An 18,106-nucleotide genomic window follows, 5' to 3' on the forward strand; every position below is an offset into this window, starting at 1 on the left:
TCAACCCCTGATGACAGATCACTGGAGGTTGATAGGTAATATATTGGTATTGTTCAAGGGCTATTTGCCCTGTCCGTTCAGGGCTTTTCGCATTGCAGCAACTTGCGCGACGGTCGTCCTGCGAGTCGCCGGGGCGACGAAGCCGAACGCGAGCAAACGCGGATCCTGCCCGTCTGCGCCGACGGGTTCGCTGCAAGAGGCATGGAAGGCCGTCAGGCCGCTCGCCAGAAGCGGGGCGACATTGGCCGCGTTGACGCCGCCCCCGGGCATGATGGTCAGCCGACCGTCAGCCTGTTCATGCAAGGCGATCAGGGCGGAGACGGCGTCCGGCGCACGCGGGCGGCCGCCGGAAGTCAGGATGCGGTCGAACCCCAGGGCCGCCGCCTGTTCCAGGGCCTCGCTCAGATCGGGGCAGAGGTCGAAGGCGCGATGCAGGGTGACATCGGCGGCGCTGTTGATCTGGCGCGCCCGGCCGATCCATTGTTCCAGCCGCGACAGGTCCAGGCGGCCATCGGGCAGGCCGGCGCCGATCACGACCCCGGCGGCGCCCAGGTCAAGCGCTCGCGCGATCTCGTCCGCGATCAGGGCGGCGTCCTGGTCATCATAGGTAAAGCCGCCTTCGCGGGGGCGGATCAGGACATGGACGGGGCAGGGGCCGCGAACGGCGGCGGAGATGGCTGCGGCCGAGGGAGTGAGCCCCCCGATGGATGTCGCGGCGCACAGTTCGACCCGGTCCGCTCCGCCGGCCGTCGCGGCCTCGACATCGGCCGCAGTCCCGACGCAGACCTCGAGCCTGGGCCTCATCAGCCGGCGAACAGCGAGGGGGCGGTGCGGACCTGGGTCACGCCGGACGTGTCCGTCACCGCATAGACGAAGCCGGGCAGCAGGCAGAAGGCGCCGACACGGCCGTGCCGGTCCATAGCCAGGAAGCCGACCTGAACCCCCCGGATCGCGTCGCCGCGCAGCCCGGCGATATGGCGCACGACCTCCTCGCAGGCGGCTTGGGGCGAGGCGCCGCTGCGCATCGAAGCAACCACCCTGGCGCTTCCCGCAACGCGCGTGACCTCCTCGCCGACCCCGGTCGCGGTCGCGCCGCCGACGTCTTTCTCGACATAGAGGCCCGAGCCGACCTGGGGCGAATCGCCGACCCGTCCGCGCATCTTGAACGCCATGCCGGATGTCGTGCAGGCGCCGGCGAAACGTCCGTCAGGGTCGCGCATCAGGAGGCCGATGGTGTCGTGATCTAAAGCGCCGCCAGGGGTGCGGTACCCGGTCCGCTCGATGTTCGCCTGGGGGCTGTAGTTCGCTGTTTTCAGCCATTCACGCCAGGCTGTCTCGGCCTCTGGGGTGAGCAGGTTCGTCTGCGGAAAGCCCTGATCGCGCGCGAACCGGGTGGCGCCTTCGCCGACCAGCAGGGTGTGGGGGGTCTTTTCCATCACGGCGCGCGCCACCGAAATGGCATGGACCGTGTCTTCCAGAGCGGCGACGGCGCCGACGCGGCCCGTATCGTCCATGATCACCGCGTCCAGGGTGACGCTTCCGTCCCGGTCGGGATAGCCGCCGAAGCCGACGGAATGATTGGTCGGGTCGGCTTCAGGCACATTGGCGCCAGCCTCGACAGCGTCCAGCAGTGAGCCGCCGACGCGGCGTCGGGCATAGGCCGCGTCATTCGCCGCCGCGCCGAAATCCCAGGTCGAGACGATGAGCGCGCCTGTGTCGGCTGAGTCCGAAGCGCCTGCGGACGCGGGGCGAGTTTGGGTTGAGAAGCAACCGACGGTCGCCATCACAGACATCACGGCGCGCCGGTTTAGCATCATCGACCTCGTCAATCCTGTAGGCGAGCGCCGTTCTGGAACCGCCGGTACAGGGAAGAGGTATCGCGCAGGATATTCATTGGCAATAGATTGGGTTTAGCGCGTTTGAGGCCTTGTTGGGCCTTTGGCCGCAGTCCCGACTATCCCACGGGGCATTCGGCCTGCGGCGGCCATGTGGCCATGATCATGGCCGAACTGGCGCTCCAGCGCTCCGACGCCTTGTATGCCTGTGGCCGCGAGTTCGCCGAGAGCCGCCATATCTGCGGCGCACACAGCTACAGCGCCGCCGAGGCCCGCATCCAGTCCGGCATGGTTATCTATGGCGCGGAACAGCGATCTGACGTCTTCCGCCGCGACATGGAAGCCGCCCGCGCCGAGGTCCAGGCGGTGTTGGCGCGGGCCGGTCTGGCGCAATAGGAGCCTGCGGGGCGCCCGCGTGTTGAATGCACGCCTGATTCACAGCCGAACGGCAGGACGCCCTGACAGGGCGAGAGCATGTCGCGTCCGCAACCTACCCCGCTCAGCACGGCTGCGACGGGGAATCGGGAGGGGCGTCTGCAAAAGATCGGTCTCGAACCCGCGTCTGGCGATCCGAGATCGGCCTCGTATATGAGTCTAGGGGGCAGTTTCGCCCTGGAACGGGGTCGGTCAGCAAGGCGCTCCCTGCCTGATTGGAACATAAGAGCCAAAAAACTGTAAATTGGCTCATTATCCTGCGAGTTTTTTGCGCCTTATGGCTATCGGTCGGTCATAACGTGTGTCGCCATATTGACACAGGTGTGTCGAAAACTTGTTACTCGCAGGCCCTATTGGCGCTAAATTGGGCTCTTCCATTGCGCATTGGTATTGACACCTGTCGCGCCTCTGGTCGTCTTTGGATATCGCCGGTGTGGCGGTCTTCGCGATTGAGGGGCACGATGAACAATACGATTTTGAAACTGATGCTGACGACGAGCTTGCTGGCTTTGGCAGGGCACGTGCAGGCGCAGACGGCAAGCGCCACCCAGAACACCACGACCGCCGCCGACGACAAGGCCGAGGTCGGCGAAGTGGTTGTGACCGGCACGCGCATCATCCGGCCGAACAATCAGTCCGCGGCGCCGATCACGAGCGTCACCGCAACGGAAATCGAGGCTGCTGCCGCGGTCAATATCGAAGAAATCCTCAACCGGCTGCCGCAGATCGCGCCGGACAGTCAGCAGAACTATCAGGATTCCGACGGCCGCCAGCGCATCAAGCTGCGCAACCTCGGTTTCGAACGCACCCTCGTGCTGGTGGACGGAAAGCGCCTCGGCACGATGAACGGCCAGGACGCCGGCATCATCCCGACCTCGATGGTCCAGCGGATCGACATCCTGTCGGGCGGCGCTTCTTCGGTTTACGGCTCTGACGCCATCTCGGGCGTGGTCAACTTCATCCTCAAGGATGATTTTGAAGGCCTTCAGCTGGATGCGAACTACAGCTTCTACAACCACGAGAATAAGACCACGATCGTCACGCCGGTCGCGCAGGCCTCGGCCTTCCCCACGCCGATCGGCACGGTCAACGACGGTGGTCGCAAAGACATCACCCTGACCTACGGCAAGCATCTGTTTGACGACGCCCTGACCCTGTCGGGCTTCGTGAACTACCGCGATGCGGACGTGGTGCCCTATGCGGACCGCGCCACCTCGGCCTGTCAACTGACGCAAAGCGTGGCGGACGGCCCGCTGAGCTGCTCGACATCGACCTATTCCCCCAGCGGCTATCTCTCGCCTCGGGGCGGCAGCAATTCCGGGTCGGTCTACCTGAACAACCCGGACGGCACCCGCACCTTCGTGCCTTACGGCATCGGTGAGGGCAAAGCCGCGAACCCCTACGACGGCTACTCGTACCAGCGGGAATCGGAGCGCCTGAACGCCGGCCTCTTCGGCACCCTGAAGCTGAACGACAGCGCCGAGATTTACGGGAACGTCATCTGGTTCAAGGATGAATCCTACAACCGCTTCCCCACGCGGGTTTACAGCTACACGGCGTACGGCAGCACGCCCTATGAAGTGAACTGCAACAACCCCTTGATGTCGGCAGCGCAAGCGACCGGGATCTGCGGGACGCAGGCCGGCACGGCGGACATGATGCCGCTGGAAGTTCGTTATCGCTTCGACGATCTGCCGTACACGCTCGACACCTATGTGAACGAAGGCGTGCGGGCCACCGGCGGCGTGCGCGGCGTGGTCGCCAACGTCTGGAACTATGACATCGGCGGCGTCTATGCGCGCAACCAGATGGACTATACTTCCGGCGCTTTCGCCGAATTCGAAAAGGTCAATCGCTCGCTTAACGTCGTCAATGTCAACGGCACGCCGACCTGCGTGTCCAAAGTCGACGGCACTGACCCCAACTGCGTTCCATTCGACGCCTTTACGGCGGGCAACAACGACCAGGCCCTGGCCGACTATCTGTTCACCGGCCAAAGCGGCACGACCACCGGCGTGGGCACGCTGTACGACCTGGTCGCCACGGTTTCCGGCGATCTGGCGGAATACGGCGTTATCAGCCCGTGGGCCGAACAGGGCGTCGCGGTTTCGGCCGGTCTCGAATACCGCGAGGAGCATTGGGAATCGACGGCTGACGCGATCTATCGTCGTGAAAACGGCGGGGCTGACGTCAGCCTGTCGCAGAGCGTCGTCGAAGGAAACATCGAGTTCCAGGCTCCGCTGATGGAAGAGCGCAAATATGCGCACCTGCTTCAGGTCAACGGCGGCTATCGTCTGTCGCGCTACGACACCAACCCGGAGACCTTCAATACCTGGAAGATCGAAGGTCTGTACGCGCCGGTTCAGGATGTGACCTTCCGGGCCGCCTTCAACAAGGCCCAGCGGGCCCCGACGGTGATCGAGATGTCGCAGGCGTCGAACATCAGCTTCACCCGCCAGGGCGGATCGCAAAACGACTTTTGCGCGGGCATCGCTCGTCAGGTTCAGGATCCCAACGATCCGACGAAGCAGATCACCGTCATCGACGCCCCGACCGCTTCGCGCGAAGTCTGCCGTGCAACCGGCCTGAGCGACGCCCTGTACGGCAGCACCAGTCTGTCGTGTCCCAACTCGCAATGTACGGTTCGCACCGGCGGCTTCACGGTCGATCCCGAAACCGCCAACACGACCACCTTCGGCGTTGTCCTGCGGCCGACCTTCCTGCCGGGCCTGACCCTTTCGATCGACCGGTTCATCATCGATCTCGATGACTCGATCAACTACAACGACTACAGCTACTACCAGGACGGTTGCCTGAGCAGCGGCGGCGACGCCTACTTCTGCGACAAGATCGTGCGCGATCCGGTCACGGGCACCCTGTACGCCAGCGCCGCGTCGAACCCGACCACCGGCTTCATCAGCCAAGGCACGACCAACGCCTACAAGTCGAAATCCCATGGCTGGGACTTCCAGGGCCAATACGGCCTCGAGCTGGAGCACATCGGCAAGCTCGACTGGACCTTCAACGGTTCGCTGTCCACGCGTCAAAGCTGGCAGGATTCGCCCCTGCGGCCCGAGATCAACTGCGTCGGCTACTTCGGCTCGTGCGGGGGGCAGTTCGTGCCTGAGTGGACGCACGGCCTGCGTACGACCTACACCATCCCGAACGATCGTCTGAGCGTCTCGGTCAACTGGCGCTACGTCTCGTCGCTGACCCACACGTCGAACTCGGGCGACCCGCTGCTGGGCTGGGTCGAAGGCGCCGAGCGCAAGACCTTCTACAACATTCCAGCCTACAACTACTTCGACGTGTCGGTGGCCTATAAGGTGACGGACGACGCGAAGCTGCGGGTGTCGGCCAACAACATCATGGACGAAGATCCCCCGGTCATCCCGAACTCCTACAACGTCAGCCTGGCGCGGAACAACACCCTGCCTCAGCGCTATGACTCCCTGGGACGTCAGATCTCGATCGGCCTGACGGTCAACTTCTAAGCGGCTGATTTCAGCCTCTGAGGCCTAAGTCGTTTCGGCGGAGCTGCACCAGCAGCTCCGCCGATTCAATTTGGAGCTGACCAGCCGACCCTTGAAGACAAGCTATTTCATCGCTCGCCGGGCTTAAGACGAAACCGTCGCTGAAATGGGCGCTGGCGCCCCAGGGGGCGTGTCCCGGCCCTGTCGCCTGGTGTTAAATCGCTTGAACTTTTAGTCCTAGATCCAGCGCCGTCTGGACCGGCAGGAGCATCCGAAGGCCCGCTCCAAACTCTTTTCGTGCATAGGGTGCGAAGCCGAGCTCGGCATAGAATTTCTCGGCCCGTTCGTTCAGCGCGATCAAAGTCAGCGCCGGTGCGGCCGTCGTCTCCGCAGCATCGAGGTAGAGCTCCAACACGCGCCCCATAATGTACTGGCCGACGCCGTTGCCTTGGTATTCGTTCCGCACGGCGACGTACTCCAGGTGCAGTGCGGGGAAGTAATCGCGGCTTCTGGGGCTCTGCGGCAGCAGCGACTCCCGTTCGGCAATCCAGCTCAGCGCGAAGAAGCCGACGGGGCAGGGATCGTCGGGCGCATGCACTGTCGTCACGCGGCATTGAAATCCCCGGTGTTTCTGATCGGCCTTCTTTAGGAACCAGTGGTCGATCTCTCGGTCGCCGCACGAAAAAGCCCCCCTCGGACAATCGTCAGAGAGGGGCCTGAACTCTAGATCGACGATTTCAAACGGAAGGCTCACGCCCGACGTTTGGCCGGCGCCTTGTACGAGCGGTAGACCGAGACTAGGCGCTGCGGCGCGCCATTGCTGGCCTTGTAGGCAGCTTCACTGAAGGCCTTGATGCCGTCAGTCGTGCGGACCTTTGGTTTCGGCCCACGGAGCAGGGTCACGAACCAGTTCGATTTTTCGAGTGTCGCCATGATCGTCTCCTTTCGCTCAGTACCCCGGTCATATGGGGGCAGGGGTGGTCGTATCTGGTCGTCTATATAGGCGTAAAATACACCGTACGTTCGACGTGCGGAAAATTTCTTTAACCTGTGGTTCTCCGACCCACCTGCCTCGAACAGGTTTTCCGAGGCGCGCTGGGCAGTCTCAGGTCTTGTCGTGGGAGGCAGCCGCCGCCGGGCCGATGGGCTTGCACCATCAGTTGTCGAGTGAAAGTGTCGGCTGGGGGGGGCGCCGATGTTTCGACGTGATATGTTCGTGTTGGTCGCCGTTGCGCTGATCGGAATAGTCGTCAGCATCTATATCGTGATCAGCTCGACGCCGTTCTTCCCCAAATCGCTTCAGGCCGAATCCGGCAACTGCCCAGCGAATAGTTACGCTGCCGCCGAGCGTGGGCCGGTCATGGATGAGTTCACCGCCAATTGGTATTCTAGTGAACTGCTCGCCTTCGGCGAGCGACCCATATTTCAGGACAAGGCGAGGTCACAACGGGCGGTTCGCTTCACACTCCTGCGGAGTAACCACGCACATGTGATGATCCGCACGGTCGAGACTGAAGATGGTCATGTCCGGCTGATCGGAAAGTGGATGCCGGGTCGGGACGGGTGCGACGAGACCAAGCCTGGTTGCTCGGTCGACAGGATTTTGACGGCGGCGGAGCAGGCAAGGCTCTCAGCGGCACAGAGTCCCCAACTTCGGAAGGCATCCTATGGATGCCCCAGCGGCGTTGACGGTTCCGTGTGGATTCTGGAATCGAGCGGGCGCGGCGACTACCAGTTTTGGAGCGAATGGTCGCCACTCAGGGGCGACTTGCGTGAACTGGGATTGGTGATGCTCGACCTGACGGGATGGCGCCTCCAGGATATCTACTGACAGGCAAGGACGGTGGGCGCCACCTGTGTGCCAGAACCGTGCAACACTCCTGGCACTGATGTCGTCACGATGCGCGACTGCCACACATGACGCCGCGTTCCTTCAGGCATTGTGGCAATTAACGAGATATGGCGGAGAGGGTGATATCAAACCCCAGTGATGGCGGGCTTTTCTGTCCGAAAAGGTGTGCCAAACCTAGTCTCTGATACCCACCAATAGATGGAAGTCGCAATGGCGCGGCTACCGCCATTCGATGACCATCGACCGTTCCGTCAGGGGCAAGTGCGGCTATCCCGGCGTTGTTCTGGGATCGTTGTTGGCTGTGGACACGGCCGTGAATCGTGCGTTGAGTTCAGCGCTCTCAATCGCTTTCGCCTTACCGAGCGCCTCAGGAAAGTAAATCTGGTCGACGTCCGTGCCGGACACCTCGTCGCCCAGACCCAAGTCGCTCACTATGGCATTGATGATGGCGATGTAACGCTCGACGACGGCCCCACCATTCATTGGTTTGGCGTTCGTCGCGGTCATAAAACGAGCGAACGCATCCTTCACGCGCGGGCTCGTGGAAAACACGATCACGATTGAATTGAGTGCCGCCACGGAGGCGGGCTCGGCAATCATCGCTCGATGTTGGACAAGAGTTTCGAGAATGCTGAGCTTCCGACTCCTTGTCTCGTTCGCCTTACGAATTTTCTCATTTTGCTGGGCGACAGCATGGGGGACCCGCCAAGCGGCTGTTGCGCTAAATATCGCTGCCACCGCCGAGCAACCTGCTGCGAAAAAAGCTATCTCTTGTGGGGTCACGTTAGCCATCCAGATGAACGCTGATCTTTGATGAATCGCGCGGCCAAGTCTAGGCAAGCCAATCGGCCCCAGTCCGTTCTTGGCGATTGACCAATGCCACCAAGGGGCGAGTATTCGTCCTGTCGAAAAGCCATTTCAGACGTTCGAAAGCCCAATGGCACGGTGTGCCAATGGCGAGCGCCGGGTTTTGAGCTTAAGTTATTGATTTCTATAAAGGCGAATGGCGGAGAGGGTGGGATTCGAACCCACGGTACCCTTCCAGGCACGCCGCATTTCGAGTGCGGTACATTCGACCACTCTGCCACCTCTCCGCGGTGCATAGTCGCTTGGTCGAGCGAGCGGCTTCTCTAATGGTAGGCGCGGCGTACCGCAAGCGCTCTGTGAAAGAATTCCGACCTATCTTTGCGCGGGCAGGGAAAGGCCCGGCGCGGCGCCGGTTTGGGGATCGACGCCCTTGAATCGAAACAGTTCCGCCGGGCGACCGCCGGTGGCGGAGGACAGTTGTCCGGTGGGTTCGACAAGGCCTGTTCGTTCGACGCCGCGGCGGAAATTCTGCTTGTGCAGGGTCAGGCCCGAGACGGCCTCTGCGGCGGCCTGGAGGGCCGAAAGGGTGAAGACGCCCGAGGTCAGGTCGAACAGGACCGGGCGGTATTTCAGCTTGCTGCGCAGGCGGCCCAGGCCGGTCGCGAGGATGCGGCGGTGGTCCGAGCCCATGGTCATTCCGGGCAGCAAAGGGGTCTGGGCCGGCTGGCCGGCGTCGCGCCAGGCCTCGGCGACCAGCCGCGCCTCGTACAGAAGCTCGTAGCGTTCCAGCACCCGTTCCTCGTTCCAGCGGTGTTCGGGCGTCAGGGCGAACAGGGCGCGGGCGCGGGCCTGACGTTGGTCGTTGTCGCCGGCCCAGAGCGCGAGGCCGTCCGCAAGGGCGGCGCGCAGAGGCGAGTTGTCGGTGCGGCGATCCTCCCACGGGAAGATGTCGAACACGGCGTCCCAGTGCGCGTCATGCGTCTGTCCCTCGGCCGCATCCGGCGTCAGGGCCAGATAGCCGACCGAGACCTCGCGCCTCTGGTCGGCGGCGGGCGTTGCGCGGGGCGTGGCGCGGCCCGCATCGCCGAAGGTGTAGAGCTGTTCGACGAAGCCCAGGCGGAAGCCCGTCTGGTCGGTCACGAAGTCGCGCAGGGCCCGTTCAAAGGTGCGGTCGCGCACGGGATCGAAGGGGCCGAAGGGCAGGGCGCGGGCGCCGTCTTCTCCCTGGGTCGTCAGGACGACGGCCCGACGGTCCTTCAGCGCCATGACGACGACCGAAAGGCCGATGCGCACGCCCTGATCCGCCGGTCCCGTCATCGGCCTATTCCGTGTGCCAGGCGTCGTCGGCGGGCAACAGGCCGACCGCCTTGGCCAGGACCTGATAGCGCTCCAGATAGCGGGCCTGGGCGATGGAGGCCGGCTGGGGCTCGATGATCAGGCTGTAGCCCGGCGGGGGCGAGCCGAAGAAGCCCAGGGACTCTTTTTCGTTGAACCCGGCCAGTTGCGTCGCCTCGAAATAGGCGCAGGCCTTGTCGGCCTTCTTGATCAGGGTCTTGATCGTCTGGGGCGTCTTGGGGGGCAGGCCGTAGCGGACGTGGATGGCCGCCTCGAGCCGCGCCTCGAAATCCTTGTAGCCCTCGCCCAGCGCCGCCTTGAACGGCGAGATCATGTCGCCGATGACGTATTCCGAGGCGTCGTGCAGCAGGGCGGCCAAGCGCCATTTGGGATCCAGGCCCGGCTTGATGTGGGCGGCGATCTCTTCGACCACGACACTGTGCTGGGCGACGGAGAAGGCGTGTTCGCCGATGGTCTGGCCGTTCCAGCGCGCGACGCGGGCCAGGCCGTGGGCGATGTCCTCGATCTCGATATCGAAGGGCGAGGGGTCGAGCAGGTCCAGGCGTCGTCCCGACAGCATGCGCTGCCAGGCGCGGACTTCGGTCTTCTTCTTGGGGCGCTCGGCCAAATCTTCGATCCTGATCGCGTGTGGGCTGGTCAGGTGACGCAAAGCGGCGCGGGGATCAAGACTTGCGGGCTAATCCAGGGGGATCGGACGTCATGTCCGAGTGGAAAAAATCGCTAGCCCTTGATGTCAGTCCCCCACGTTCAGGGCGACCAACTCCTTGGCGGATTCGAAGATGCGGTCGTTCTTGGCCTTGGAGCGCACGGTGGCGATGACCAGGGGGCCGCCGGCGGGGCCGCGCGCGACGAAGCCGACCTGGCGCCAGGCGCCGGCCTCGACGCTGTCGTCGGCCAGCAGGAAGGTCATGCGGGTGGCTTCGCCCGGCGCCTGGGTGCGGACCTGGGTGGTTTCGCCGTCGGTGTGAACACTGACCGTGCTGGTCTCGGTCCGGACACCCTGGCCGTCCTTGGATTCTATGTTGATGCCCGCGATCCGCACCGTGGCGTTGTCGCCCTGGGTCTCGATATGGAGGCCGGGCAGGCTGACGGTGGCGTCTTCGCCCTTGGTCTTGATGTTCACGCCGGGCGCCTCGACCGAGGTTTTTTCCTCGCCCGTCTCTGTCTCGCGGGCGTCGATCTGCACCGCCGCCTGGGGAATCTCCGCCGAGAGGCGGCGTTCGTAGTCCCGAAGGACGTCTTCCGCCGTGCGACCGTCCAGCTTGACCAGATACAGCACCACCTCGGCGCCGCGCGGCCCGCCGTAGGTGCAGGAGCCGCCGCCGGGACTGGCCGAACCCTTGCGGGTCAGAACGCTGACGGTGTTGGGGCATTGCAGGCCGTCCACCACCTTCAGCACCCCCTGGGAGGTGTTGTCTGCGGTGCGGGTCGTCGAGGTGGTTATGCGGACCCCGTTTTCGCCGTCGCACGCCGAAAGGCCGGCGCTGAGGATCGCGGCCGTGAAGCCGGCAGTCAGAAGACGATACGGGAAGGTAACGCTCATGGCCTGTATTGTGATCGCAAAGCGCCGGTGATCCAGTGAAATCGCGGTAATGCCGCTCAGCCGCCCGGGCGGCCGCCGTCGCGCCGTCCCAGGAAGGCCAGTCGTTCGAACAGATGGATGTCCTGCTCGTTCTTCAGCAGGGCGCCGTGCAGGGGCGGGATCAGCTTGTTGGGCGTCTTCTCACGCAGGGTCTCGGGGTCGATATCATCGACCAGCAGCAGCTTCAGCCAGTCCAGCAGTTCCGAGGTCGAGGGCTTCTTCTTCAGCCCTGGGGTGTCACGGATCTCGTAGAAGGTCTTCAGGGCTTCCGATACCAGTCGCGGCTTGATGCCGGGGAAGTGGACATCGACGATGGCCGACAGGGTCTCGGCGTCGGGGAAGCGGATGTAGTGGAAGAAGCAGCGGCGCAGGAAGGCGTCCGGCAACTCCTTTTCGTTGTTCGAGGTGATGATGACGATCGGGCGAACCTCGGCCCGGATGGTCTCGTCGATCTCCTGAACATAGAATTCCATCCGGTCGAGCTCCTGCAGGAGGTCGTTGGGGAATTCGATGTCGGCCTTGTCGATCTCATCGATCAGCAGGACGGGGCGTGTCGGGGCGGTGAAAGCCTCCCACAGCTTGCCCTTCTTCAGATAGTTGCGAACGTCGTGGACGCGTTCGTCCCCCAACTGGCTGTCGCGCAGGCGGCTGACGGCGTCGTATTCGTAAAGGCCGCTGTGGGCCTTGGTGGTGGATTTGACGTGCCAGGTGATCAGGGGGGCGTCGAACGCCTTGGCGACCTCATAGGCCAGAACCGTCTTGCCCGTGCCCGGTTCGCCCTTGATCAGCAGGGGCCGTTCCAGCGCCACGGCGGCGTTCACCGCGACCTTCAGGTCAGGGGTGGCGATATAGTGGTCGGTGCCTTCGAACCGGCTCATGAAAAACCCGCTCCGTGAATGTCACGAAGCGGGTTAGCCGATCGGTCGAGATATGAACAGCGATCAGGTGATGTGTTTGGCCGAGACCGGATCGCTGGCGGGGAAGGTCTCCTCGATGCCTTCGTCCACCAGGGCTTCTTCGCGAGAGACCCCGTCCTTCATCTTGTCTTTCAGTTGATCCGGCTTGCCGTCTTCCGCCGCGATCTTTTTCGCGTGGGGTGCGTCCGTCGACGCGTCGGTCTTAGCATGGTTGTCGGTCATAGGTTTTCCTTAAATTGCTGACTTTTCGGCGTCCTGCTCAGGCGCGTAGCCGAGCTGTTCGATGTCGTCGTCGTCCAGACGCCGCGATTCCCAGTGGGCTGCGCTGGCCTGGGCGCCGTGCTCGTTTTCCATCAGGCCTGAATAGACCAGCTCGACCTCGTCATCGCTCTGCACGCCGTTGCCGTCGGCGTCCGACTGACTGAGGGTTTCCCCGTCTATCCCGAGCAGGGCGTCAGCCTCTCGTTCAACGCCGTCCAGCGCGAGTTGATCGTCCAGATCGATGTCGTCCTCGTCGAACTCATCCTGGTCGGCGTCGCCGTCGGCCTGGGTCAGGTCCAGAACCTGATCGGACTCGTCCAGCAGGATGTCGCCTTCGCCTTCATCGTCGATGTGGGTCTCGTCGAAGGTTTCCGACTGTTCCTGATCGTCCTGATAGTCATTGTCCGGCATGGTCGCCTCCTGTGCAGACAGGAAACGTCGCGCCGGATCAGGTGTTCCAGCGTGGCCGAGGACAAGAGATGGTTAACCATCTTGGCTTAAGACCCTATTCACTGGAAAGGTCCATGATCGATGGGTTCCGCCAGTGGGAGTTTGGTCGTCCATGGCCCTGAAGCTGTCGTTGAAGCCCGGCGAGAAGTTCGTGTTGAACGGCGCGGTGGTCCAGAACGGCGACCGTCGCGGCGTGCTGATCCTTCAAAACCGCGCCAGCGTGCTGCGTGAGAAGGACATCATGCAGGCGGAGGAAGTCACCACGCCGGCGCGCCGGATCTATTTCCCGATCATGATGATGTATCTGGAGGAGGCGTCGGCGGCCAAGTTCTATGACGAACTGGCGCTGCGCATCTCGGAGTTCATGGGGGCGACGAAGAACCCCGCCATTCTGGCCGAATGCGTCTCTGCGTCGCGTCATGTGCTGGCGCGCGAATACTACAAGGCCCTGATGGCCGCCCGTAAAATTGTTGAATACGAAGAGAAGGTGCTGAATGTCGCTTCAGGCATACGCAGCGGCGACGACGCGGGCTGAAACCCCGCGCGATATGGAGTACCGGCTGTTTGGCCAGGTAACCCGCGCGCTGGTGCATGCCTCGACGGTCGATGAACGTGATCTGGCCACGCGCATAGATGCGTTGGACTGGAACCGGCGTCTGTGGTCGACGCTGGCCGCCGACTGCGGCGATCCGTCCAACGTCCTGCCTGCCGCCATGCGGGCGCAGATCATCTCGCTCAGCCTGTTCGTCAATCGACACTCGTCCGCCATCATGCGGGGTGAAGAGACCTTCGAGGACCTGATCGATATTAACCGGATGATGATGCAGGGGCTGGCGCCGGGGGCGCAGCAGGCGGCCTGAGCAGGGCTGACTTCACGAGATCGCGAAGCCTCTTGGCGCAAGGCCTTGAGACGTCTTACCTTTCGAATCCCTGTTGAACAGTCGAAAGGAGGTGATCCAGTGTCTCATTGTCATCAATCGCGTGCGGTGGCCGCGACCCTGGTCCTCGTTGGAGGCCTGGCCTGATCCTTTTGGTTGGCGCTAACGCCCGTCGGGCTGTTTGAGCGCTTTTCGGGCTGAGTTGCGGTCCGGCCGTTCGCGGTCAGACAATGAAGGGCCGTCGCGGCGACGCGGCGGCCCTTTTGTCGTTCAGTGGATAAGCTGGGCGAACCAGCCGGCCGCGTGATGGGCCACTTCGAACACCGTGCGCCAGATCAGGAACAGGTAGAGGGCGCAGGCGGCTGTGGCGAGCGCGCCCAGCAGAATGGCGACGCCGTCCCTCTGCATCATGCCCAGGGCGAAAAAGACCAGGGCGATGCCGGGCAGGGCGTCTCCGAACGGGATCGGCAAGGCCATGATCAGCGCCAGGATCACGCAGACCAGGCCGGTGACCGTGTCTGCGACCTCGCCCGTCAAAAACGGAATGCGCGGCTGGGTCAGATTCTCGACATACCGCACCGTCTTCATGATCCGCGACACCCCCGCGCGATAGGCCGTGCGACTGATGGAGGTGCGCAGCGCCCAGCGCGGCAGCCAGATCGAACTGCGCTGAAAGGCCAGTTCCAGCGACATCAGGATGATGGGAACGGCGAACACCGCCTTGCCGCCCGGCGGCCAAGGCAGCAGGGCCAGCATGGAGAGGATCAGGATCATGGCCCCGAAGCCGCGCTCTCCGAAGGCCGCGACCAGTTCTTCGAGCTTCAGCTTGGGATCATCGCCTTCGCCAAGCTCCTCGATTACGTCCGAGAAGAGCCGCAGGTCGTCGTTCGGCTTGTCGTGGGCGGGCATCAGGCGAGGGGCTCGAGGGGGGAGGAGATTCGCCATTTAGGCGCACAGAGGTTTCACCGCCACTTACCGAACGGCAACAAGGCCGAATAATCGCACTGAAGCCGATTATTTCCTCGCCGCGTGCTCCGGTTTGTCCTTCCGCTTGGTGTGAGCGAAGTCCTCGAGCTGTTTCTCGCTCATCGACTTGGACGCGCCTTTGAGTTCGGACTTGGACGTTTCGCCGCGCTTGGCCGACAGGGCGGCGCCTGCGGCTTTCTGCTGGGCTGCGGATTTTGCGGGCATGGGATGTCGCCTTCCGCCCGGAGGAAATCGTCAGCCGCCCAGCAGTTCCCGACCGATCAGGAAGCGACGGATCTCGTTGGTGCCGGCGCCGATGTCATAGAGTTTGGCGTCGCGGACCAGGCGTTCGACCGGCCACTCCTTGGTATAGCCCGCGCCGCCCAGAGCCTGGACAGCCTCCAGGGTGACCTTAACGGCGTTCTCGGAGGCCAGCAGGATGGCGCCGGCGGCGTCGTAGCGGGTGGTCAGGCCGGCGTCGCAGGCGCGGGCGACGGAATAGACATAGGCCCGCGCGCTGTTCAGGGCGACATACATGTCCGCCACCTTGGCCTGCATCAGCTGGAAACTGCCGATCGGCTTGCCGAACTGCTTGCGGTCGCGGACGTAGGGCAAAACGACGTCCAGCGCGGCCTGCATGATGCCCAAGGGACCGGCGGCGAGAACCGCGCGCTCATAGTCCAGGCCGCTCATCAGCACGCCGGCGCCGCCGCCCAGCGGGCCCATGATGTTCTCCTCGGGAACCTCGCAGTCCTCAAACACCAGTTCGGCGGTGTCGGAACCGCGCATGCCCATCTTGTCCAGCTTCTTGGAGACGCTGAAGCCCTTCATGCCCTTTTCGATCAGGAAGGCGGTGCAGCCCTTTGATCCTGCGTCAGGATCGGTCTTGGCGTAGACGACCAGGGTGTCGGCGTGGGGAGCGTTGGTGATCCAGAACTTGGTCCCGTTAAGAACGTAGCGGTCGCCCTTCCTGTCGGCGCGTGCGCGCATCGACATGACGTCCGAGCCGGAGCCCGCCTCGGACATGGCCAGGGAGCCGACGTGTTCGCCGCTGATCAGCTTGGGCAGATATTTCTGCTTCTGCTCGGGCGTGCCCCAGCGGCGGATCTGGTTGACGCAGAGGTTTGAGTGGGCGCCGTAGCTGAGCCCGATCGAGGCCGAGGCGCGCGATACCTCCTCCATCGCCACGACGTGTTCCAGATAGCCTAGGCCCAGGCCGCCGTAGTCTTCCTCGACTGTAATGCCGTGCAGGCCCAGCTCGCCCATCTCGGGCCAGAGCTCGCGTCGGAAAGTGTTGGTCGCGTCGATCTCGGCGGCCAGGGGCGCCAGCCGGTCGGCCGCCCAGCGGGCGGTCGTGTCGCGAATCGCGTCAGCGTTCTCGCCGAGGCCGAATTCCATGGATTGGGGCGCGAAGGGAATGCTCATGCACAAAGGGTTACCATCGTGCATGGGCTTTCGCAAAACCCACTTAGGCGCGATCGACGCGCCCCCAACGCTGGTAGAGATTGAAACCCGAGACGCCGACGCAGGCCAGGGCGATCACGACCAGAACCCAGCCGATCAAGCCCGTGTCCACATTGGACTGGGACGACTGGCGGAAGGCCGCCATGGCGGCCCCGAACGACAGCAGACCAATGACGCCCATGGCCAGGAAGGTCGCGGTTTCGGTCCATTCAAACTTGGAGGAGGGAGCGGTTGGGCGCGCTGGAGGTTCGGCCGGAGCCTCCTGCGTCGCCGGCGTCGCCTCCTGTTCGAACAGGGCTGTCTGATCCGGGTGCGTGAAGTCGTTCTGCTCGGGCCAGGCCAGGCGCGGTTCGGAAGGCGCAAGCCCGTCGGGCGACCCTGTCAGGGCCAAAGGCGCGACTTCGGGTGCTGTAGAGGGCGCTTGGAGCGGAGCGGCGAAAGTCGGCACCTCCACGGGCTGTTCGACAGGGGCAGTCGAGGACGTCGATTCCAGCGGGGAGGTCGATGCCGAGGTTTCCGTCGCCAGTAGAGGCTCGTCCGGCGCGGCTTCTGCGGCCAGGTCGATCGGCGGCTCGGCGTCGGTCGAATTGAAGGACGGCGTGGGGGGCGTGGTGAAATCTTGCGCCGGCGAGGTTTCCGCAGGGATTTCGGCGGTCGGGAGGTCGGCGACCGTTTCCTCCGTCGGGGTTTGCGGTGCTTCGGGCACTGGCTCGCCGGACGGCGCGTCGTTCGCCGCAATGGCTTGGGTCGGCGCCGGCGACGGACGCGGCGCGGCGCGGAGGCCGAATCCGACCAGAGGGCCGAGGGCCCGCACGGCATAGGGCGAATAGAAGGTTGCGGCGCTGGTCATCACCGCCGACGCAGGTCTGGGTGAAGTCGGTTGGGGCGAAGAAGGCTGGGGCGAAGAAGGCGGGGTCGGCGACGGAGAAGACGGTTCTGCGGCCGCCTCGGACGGCTGGATCGATTCGGACTCTTCAGCGTGAACCGGCGTCTCAGGGGTGGTGTCGGGCGTGGCGTCGGGCGTGACCGCCTCGACCGGGCTCTCGGCTTCGGGTTCAGACGGGGTCGATTCGAGTGAAGGCGGCGTCTCGACTGCCGTGCTGTCCGTGTTCGCCTCGACCGGGTCGGTTTCCTCGACATCTTCCAGCAGGGCCGACACAGCCGCTTCCCGCGTCATCGTGGGCGGAGCTTCGGCTTGCGTCTGGGCGGGCGTCTCGACCAACTCGAGGGACGGCGGGAAGACCGGGAAGGGCGCGGGCTCGACAGATTCGGTCTCCGCCTCGTCCGAGATCGGCTCGGCTTCCACCGTGCTTTCCACCAGGGTGGCTGTGGCGGGCGGCAGGGGAACGGCGAGCAGGTCGGCCAGGGACGCCGGCGTTTCGGGGTCGGCGACGAACAGGGCGCGTTCGGCGGCGCGGCGCCGCGGCGGCGTGACGACATTGGCGTCTTCGACCCAGGACATCAGGGCGTCTGCGGCTTCCAGCGGCGCGCCGGCGTTCAGTCGGGCCAGGACGTCGGAGGTCTTGAACCGATCGACCCCCACGGAGAAGGCGAAGCTGGCCAGGGCGTCGAACTGATGCTGGTTCAGGGGCGCCTGTATCGCGTTGACGGTCTGCGCCACCGGGATGAGATCGTACTGGAGCAGGAGTTCGGCGTCGCTCTCGGACACCGTCAGGCCTTCACGAGCCGACCGGGTGTGTCCGTAGCCGATGGTCCAGCGGCCGTCGGCGCGCTGAATGGCTCGCGGGCGGAACCCTTCGAAGCTCTTGATCAGAATGACTCCCTCGCGGGAGATCTTGGTCGGTTTCGATGTGTCAGACACAGATGTTG

Annotated in this window: 20 protein-coding genes and 1 tRNA gene; 5 read left to right on the forward strand and 16 right to left on the reverse strand. The window is 63.9% G+C overall.

Features of this window, described 5'->3' with window-relative positions; all coding sequences use genetic code 11:
- Nucleotides 1–60: 60 nt before the first annotated feature.
- Together ACW177_RS07760 and ACW177_RS07765 are read right to left on the reverse strand one after the other, a co-directional pair.
- The gene (locus ACW177_RS07760; protein WP_492027996.1) at nucleotides 61–804 is read right to left on the reverse strand and encodes a copper homeostasis protein CutC; all 744 of its coding nucleotides are present in this window, start codon (nucleotides 802–804) and stop codon (nucleotides 61–63) included.
- Nucleotides 804–1,784 (reverse strand): glycosylasparaginase, encoded by a 981-nt coding sequence (locus ACW177_RS07765; RefSeq protein WP_492027997.1) that lies wholly within the window; start codon nucleotides 1,782–1,784, stop codon nucleotides 804–806. Before ACW177_RS07765 ends, ACW177_RS07760 begins: the two co-directional genes overlap by 1 nt.
- 135 nt (nucleotides 1,785–1,919) lie before the next feature.
- On the opposite strand from ACW177_RS07765, the gene ACW177_RS07770 reads away from it, so the two are divergent.
- Together ACW177_RS07770 and ACW177_RS07775 are read left to right on the forward strand one after the other, a co-directional pair.
- Nucleotides 1,920–2,231: a phosphatase PAP2 family protein gene (locus ACW177_RS07770; protein WP_492027998.1), complete on the forward strand. Its 312-nt coding sequence runs from the start codon at nucleotides 1,920–1,922 to the stop codon at nucleotides 2,229–2,231.
- Between the two features lie 500 nt (nucleotides 2,232–2,731).
- Entirely contained in the window at nucleotides 2,732–5,764 is a 3,033-nt protein-coding gene (locus tag ACW177_RS07775; protein WP_492027999.1) for a TonB-dependent receptor domain-containing protein, read from the forward strand.
- 193 nt (nucleotides 5,765–5,957) lie between these two features.
- On the opposite strand, the gene ACW177_RS07780 is transcribed toward ACW177_RS07775, so the two are convergent.
- A complete protein-coding gene (locus ACW177_RS07780; RefSeq protein WP_492028000.1) occupies nucleotides 5,958–6,497 on the reverse strand; it encodes a GNAT family N-acetyltransferase in 540 nt (179 codons plus the stop codon).
- Nucleotides 6,494–6,676 (reverse strand): hypothetical protein, encoded by a 183-nt coding sequence (locus tag ACW177_RS07785; protein WP_492028001.1) that lies wholly within the window; start codon nucleotides 6,674–6,676, stop codon nucleotides 6,494–6,496. The genes ACW177_RS07780 and ACW177_RS07785 overlap by 4 nt, the downstream gene beginning before the upstream one ends.
- Nucleotides 6,677–6,938: 262 nt before the next feature.
- Here ACW177_RS07785 and ACW177_RS07790 point away from each other — a divergent pair, with 262 nt between their 5' ends.
- Nucleotides 6,939–7,574 (forward strand): hypothetical protein, encoded by a 636-nt coding sequence (locus ACW177_RS07790; RefSeq protein WP_492028002.1) that lies wholly within the window; start codon nucleotides 6,939–6,941, stop codon nucleotides 7,572–7,574.
- A gap of 288 nt (nucleotides 7,575–7,862) precedes the next feature.
- Here ACW177_RS07790 and ACW177_RS07795 read toward each other — a convergent pair whose 3' ends face one another.
- The 8 genes from ACW177_RS07795 to ACW177_RS07830 form a co-directional block, all read right to left on the reverse strand.
- Entirely contained in the window at nucleotides 7,863–8,378 is a 516-nt protein-coding gene (locus ACW177_RS07795) for a DUF6680 family protein (protein ID WP_492028003.1), read from the reverse strand.
- Between the two features lie 221 nt (nucleotides 8,379–8,599).
- Nucleotides 8,600–8,689: transfer RNA gene (locus ACW177_RS07800), tRNA-Ser, on the reverse strand.
- An 85-nt stretch (nucleotides 8,690–8,774) separates the two neighbouring features.
- On the reverse strand, nucleotides 8,775–9,719 hold the full coding sequence (locus tag ACW177_RS07805; protein WP_492028004.1) for an NUDIX hydrolase: 945 nt from the start codon (nucleotides 9,717–9,719) through the stop codon (nucleotides 8,775–8,777).
- A gap of 4 nt (nucleotides 9,720–9,723) precedes the next feature.
- Nucleotides 9,724–10,317: an HD family hydrolase gene (locus tag ACW177_RS07810; protein WP_271166629.1), complete on the reverse strand. Its 594-nt coding sequence runs from the start codon at nucleotides 10,315–10,317 to the stop codon at nucleotides 9,724–9,726.
- A 174-nt stretch (nucleotides 10,318–10,491) separates the two neighbouring features.
- A complete protein-coding gene (locus ACW177_RS07815) occupies nucleotides 10,492–11,301 on the reverse strand; it encodes a methyltransferase type 11 (protein WP_492028005.1) in 810 nt (269 codons plus the stop codon).
- Nucleotides 11,302–11,357: 56 nt separating this feature from the next.
- Nucleotides 11,358–12,218 (reverse strand): AAA family ATPase, encoded by an 861-nt coding sequence (locus ACW177_RS07820; RefSeq protein WP_492028006.1) that lies wholly within the window; start codon nucleotides 12,216–12,218, stop codon nucleotides 11,358–11,360.
- A 63-nt stretch (nucleotides 12,219–12,281) separates the two neighbouring features.
- A complete protein-coding gene (locus ACW177_RS07825; protein WP_267516505.1) occupies nucleotides 12,282–12,479 on the reverse strand; it encodes a hypothetical protein in 198 nt (65 codons plus the stop codon).
- 9 nt (nucleotides 12,480–12,488) lie between these two features.
- Complete coding sequence (locus ACW177_RS07830; RefSeq protein WP_492028007.1) at nucleotides 12,489–12,929, reverse strand: hypothetical protein; 441 nt, start codon at nucleotides 12,927–12,929, stop codon at nucleotides 12,489–12,491.
- 151 nt (nucleotides 12,930–13,080) lie between these two features.
- On the opposite strand from ACW177_RS07830, the gene flbT reads away from it, so the two are divergent.
- On the forward strand, nucleotides 13,081–13,503 hold the full coding sequence (flbT, locus tag ACW177_RS07835) for a flagellar biosynthesis repressor FlbT (RefSeq protein ID WP_492028008.1): 423 nt from the start codon (nucleotides 13,081–13,083) through the stop codon (nucleotides 13,501–13,503).
- On the forward strand, nucleotides 13,463–13,828 hold the full coding sequence (gene flaF / locus ACW177_RS07840) for a flagellar biosynthesis regulator FlaF (protein WP_492028009.1): 366 nt from the start codon (nucleotides 13,463–13,465) through the stop codon (nucleotides 13,826–13,828). Before flbT ends, flaF begins: the two co-directional genes overlap by 41 nt.
- Before the next feature lie 288 nt (nucleotides 13,829–14,116).
- Here the strand turns inward: flaF and ACW177_RS07845 are convergent, their stop codons facing one another.
- From ACW177_RS07845 to ACW177_RS07860, 4 genes are all read right to left on the reverse strand, one after another.
- Complete coding sequence (locus tag ACW177_RS07845; protein ID WP_492028010.1) at nucleotides 14,117–14,755, reverse strand: exopolysaccharide biosynthesis protein; 639 nt, start codon at nucleotides 14,753–14,755, stop codon at nucleotides 14,117–14,119.
- A gap of 105 nt (nucleotides 14,756–14,860) precedes the next feature.
- Nucleotides 14,861–15,037, reverse strand: coding sequence for a DUF3008 family protein (locus tag ACW177_RS07850; protein ID WP_492028011.1), 177 nt, complete (start codon nucleotides 15,035–15,037; stop codon nucleotides 14,861–14,863).
- Between the two features lie 30 nt (nucleotides 15,038–15,067).
- Entirely contained in the window at nucleotides 15,068–16,237 is a 1,170-nt protein-coding gene (locus ACW177_RS07855; RefSeq protein ID WP_492028012.1) for an isovaleryl-CoA dehydrogenase, read from the reverse strand.
- A 43-nt stretch (nucleotides 16,238–16,280) separates the two neighbouring features.
- Entirely contained in the window at nucleotides 16,281–18,098 is a 1,818-nt protein-coding gene (locus tag ACW177_RS07860) for a lysozyme (protein ID WP_492028013.1), read from the reverse strand.
- Nucleotides 18,099–18,106: the final 8 nt, after the last annotated feature.

This window comes from Brevundimonas sp. AVps23W, from assembly GCF_058681395.1.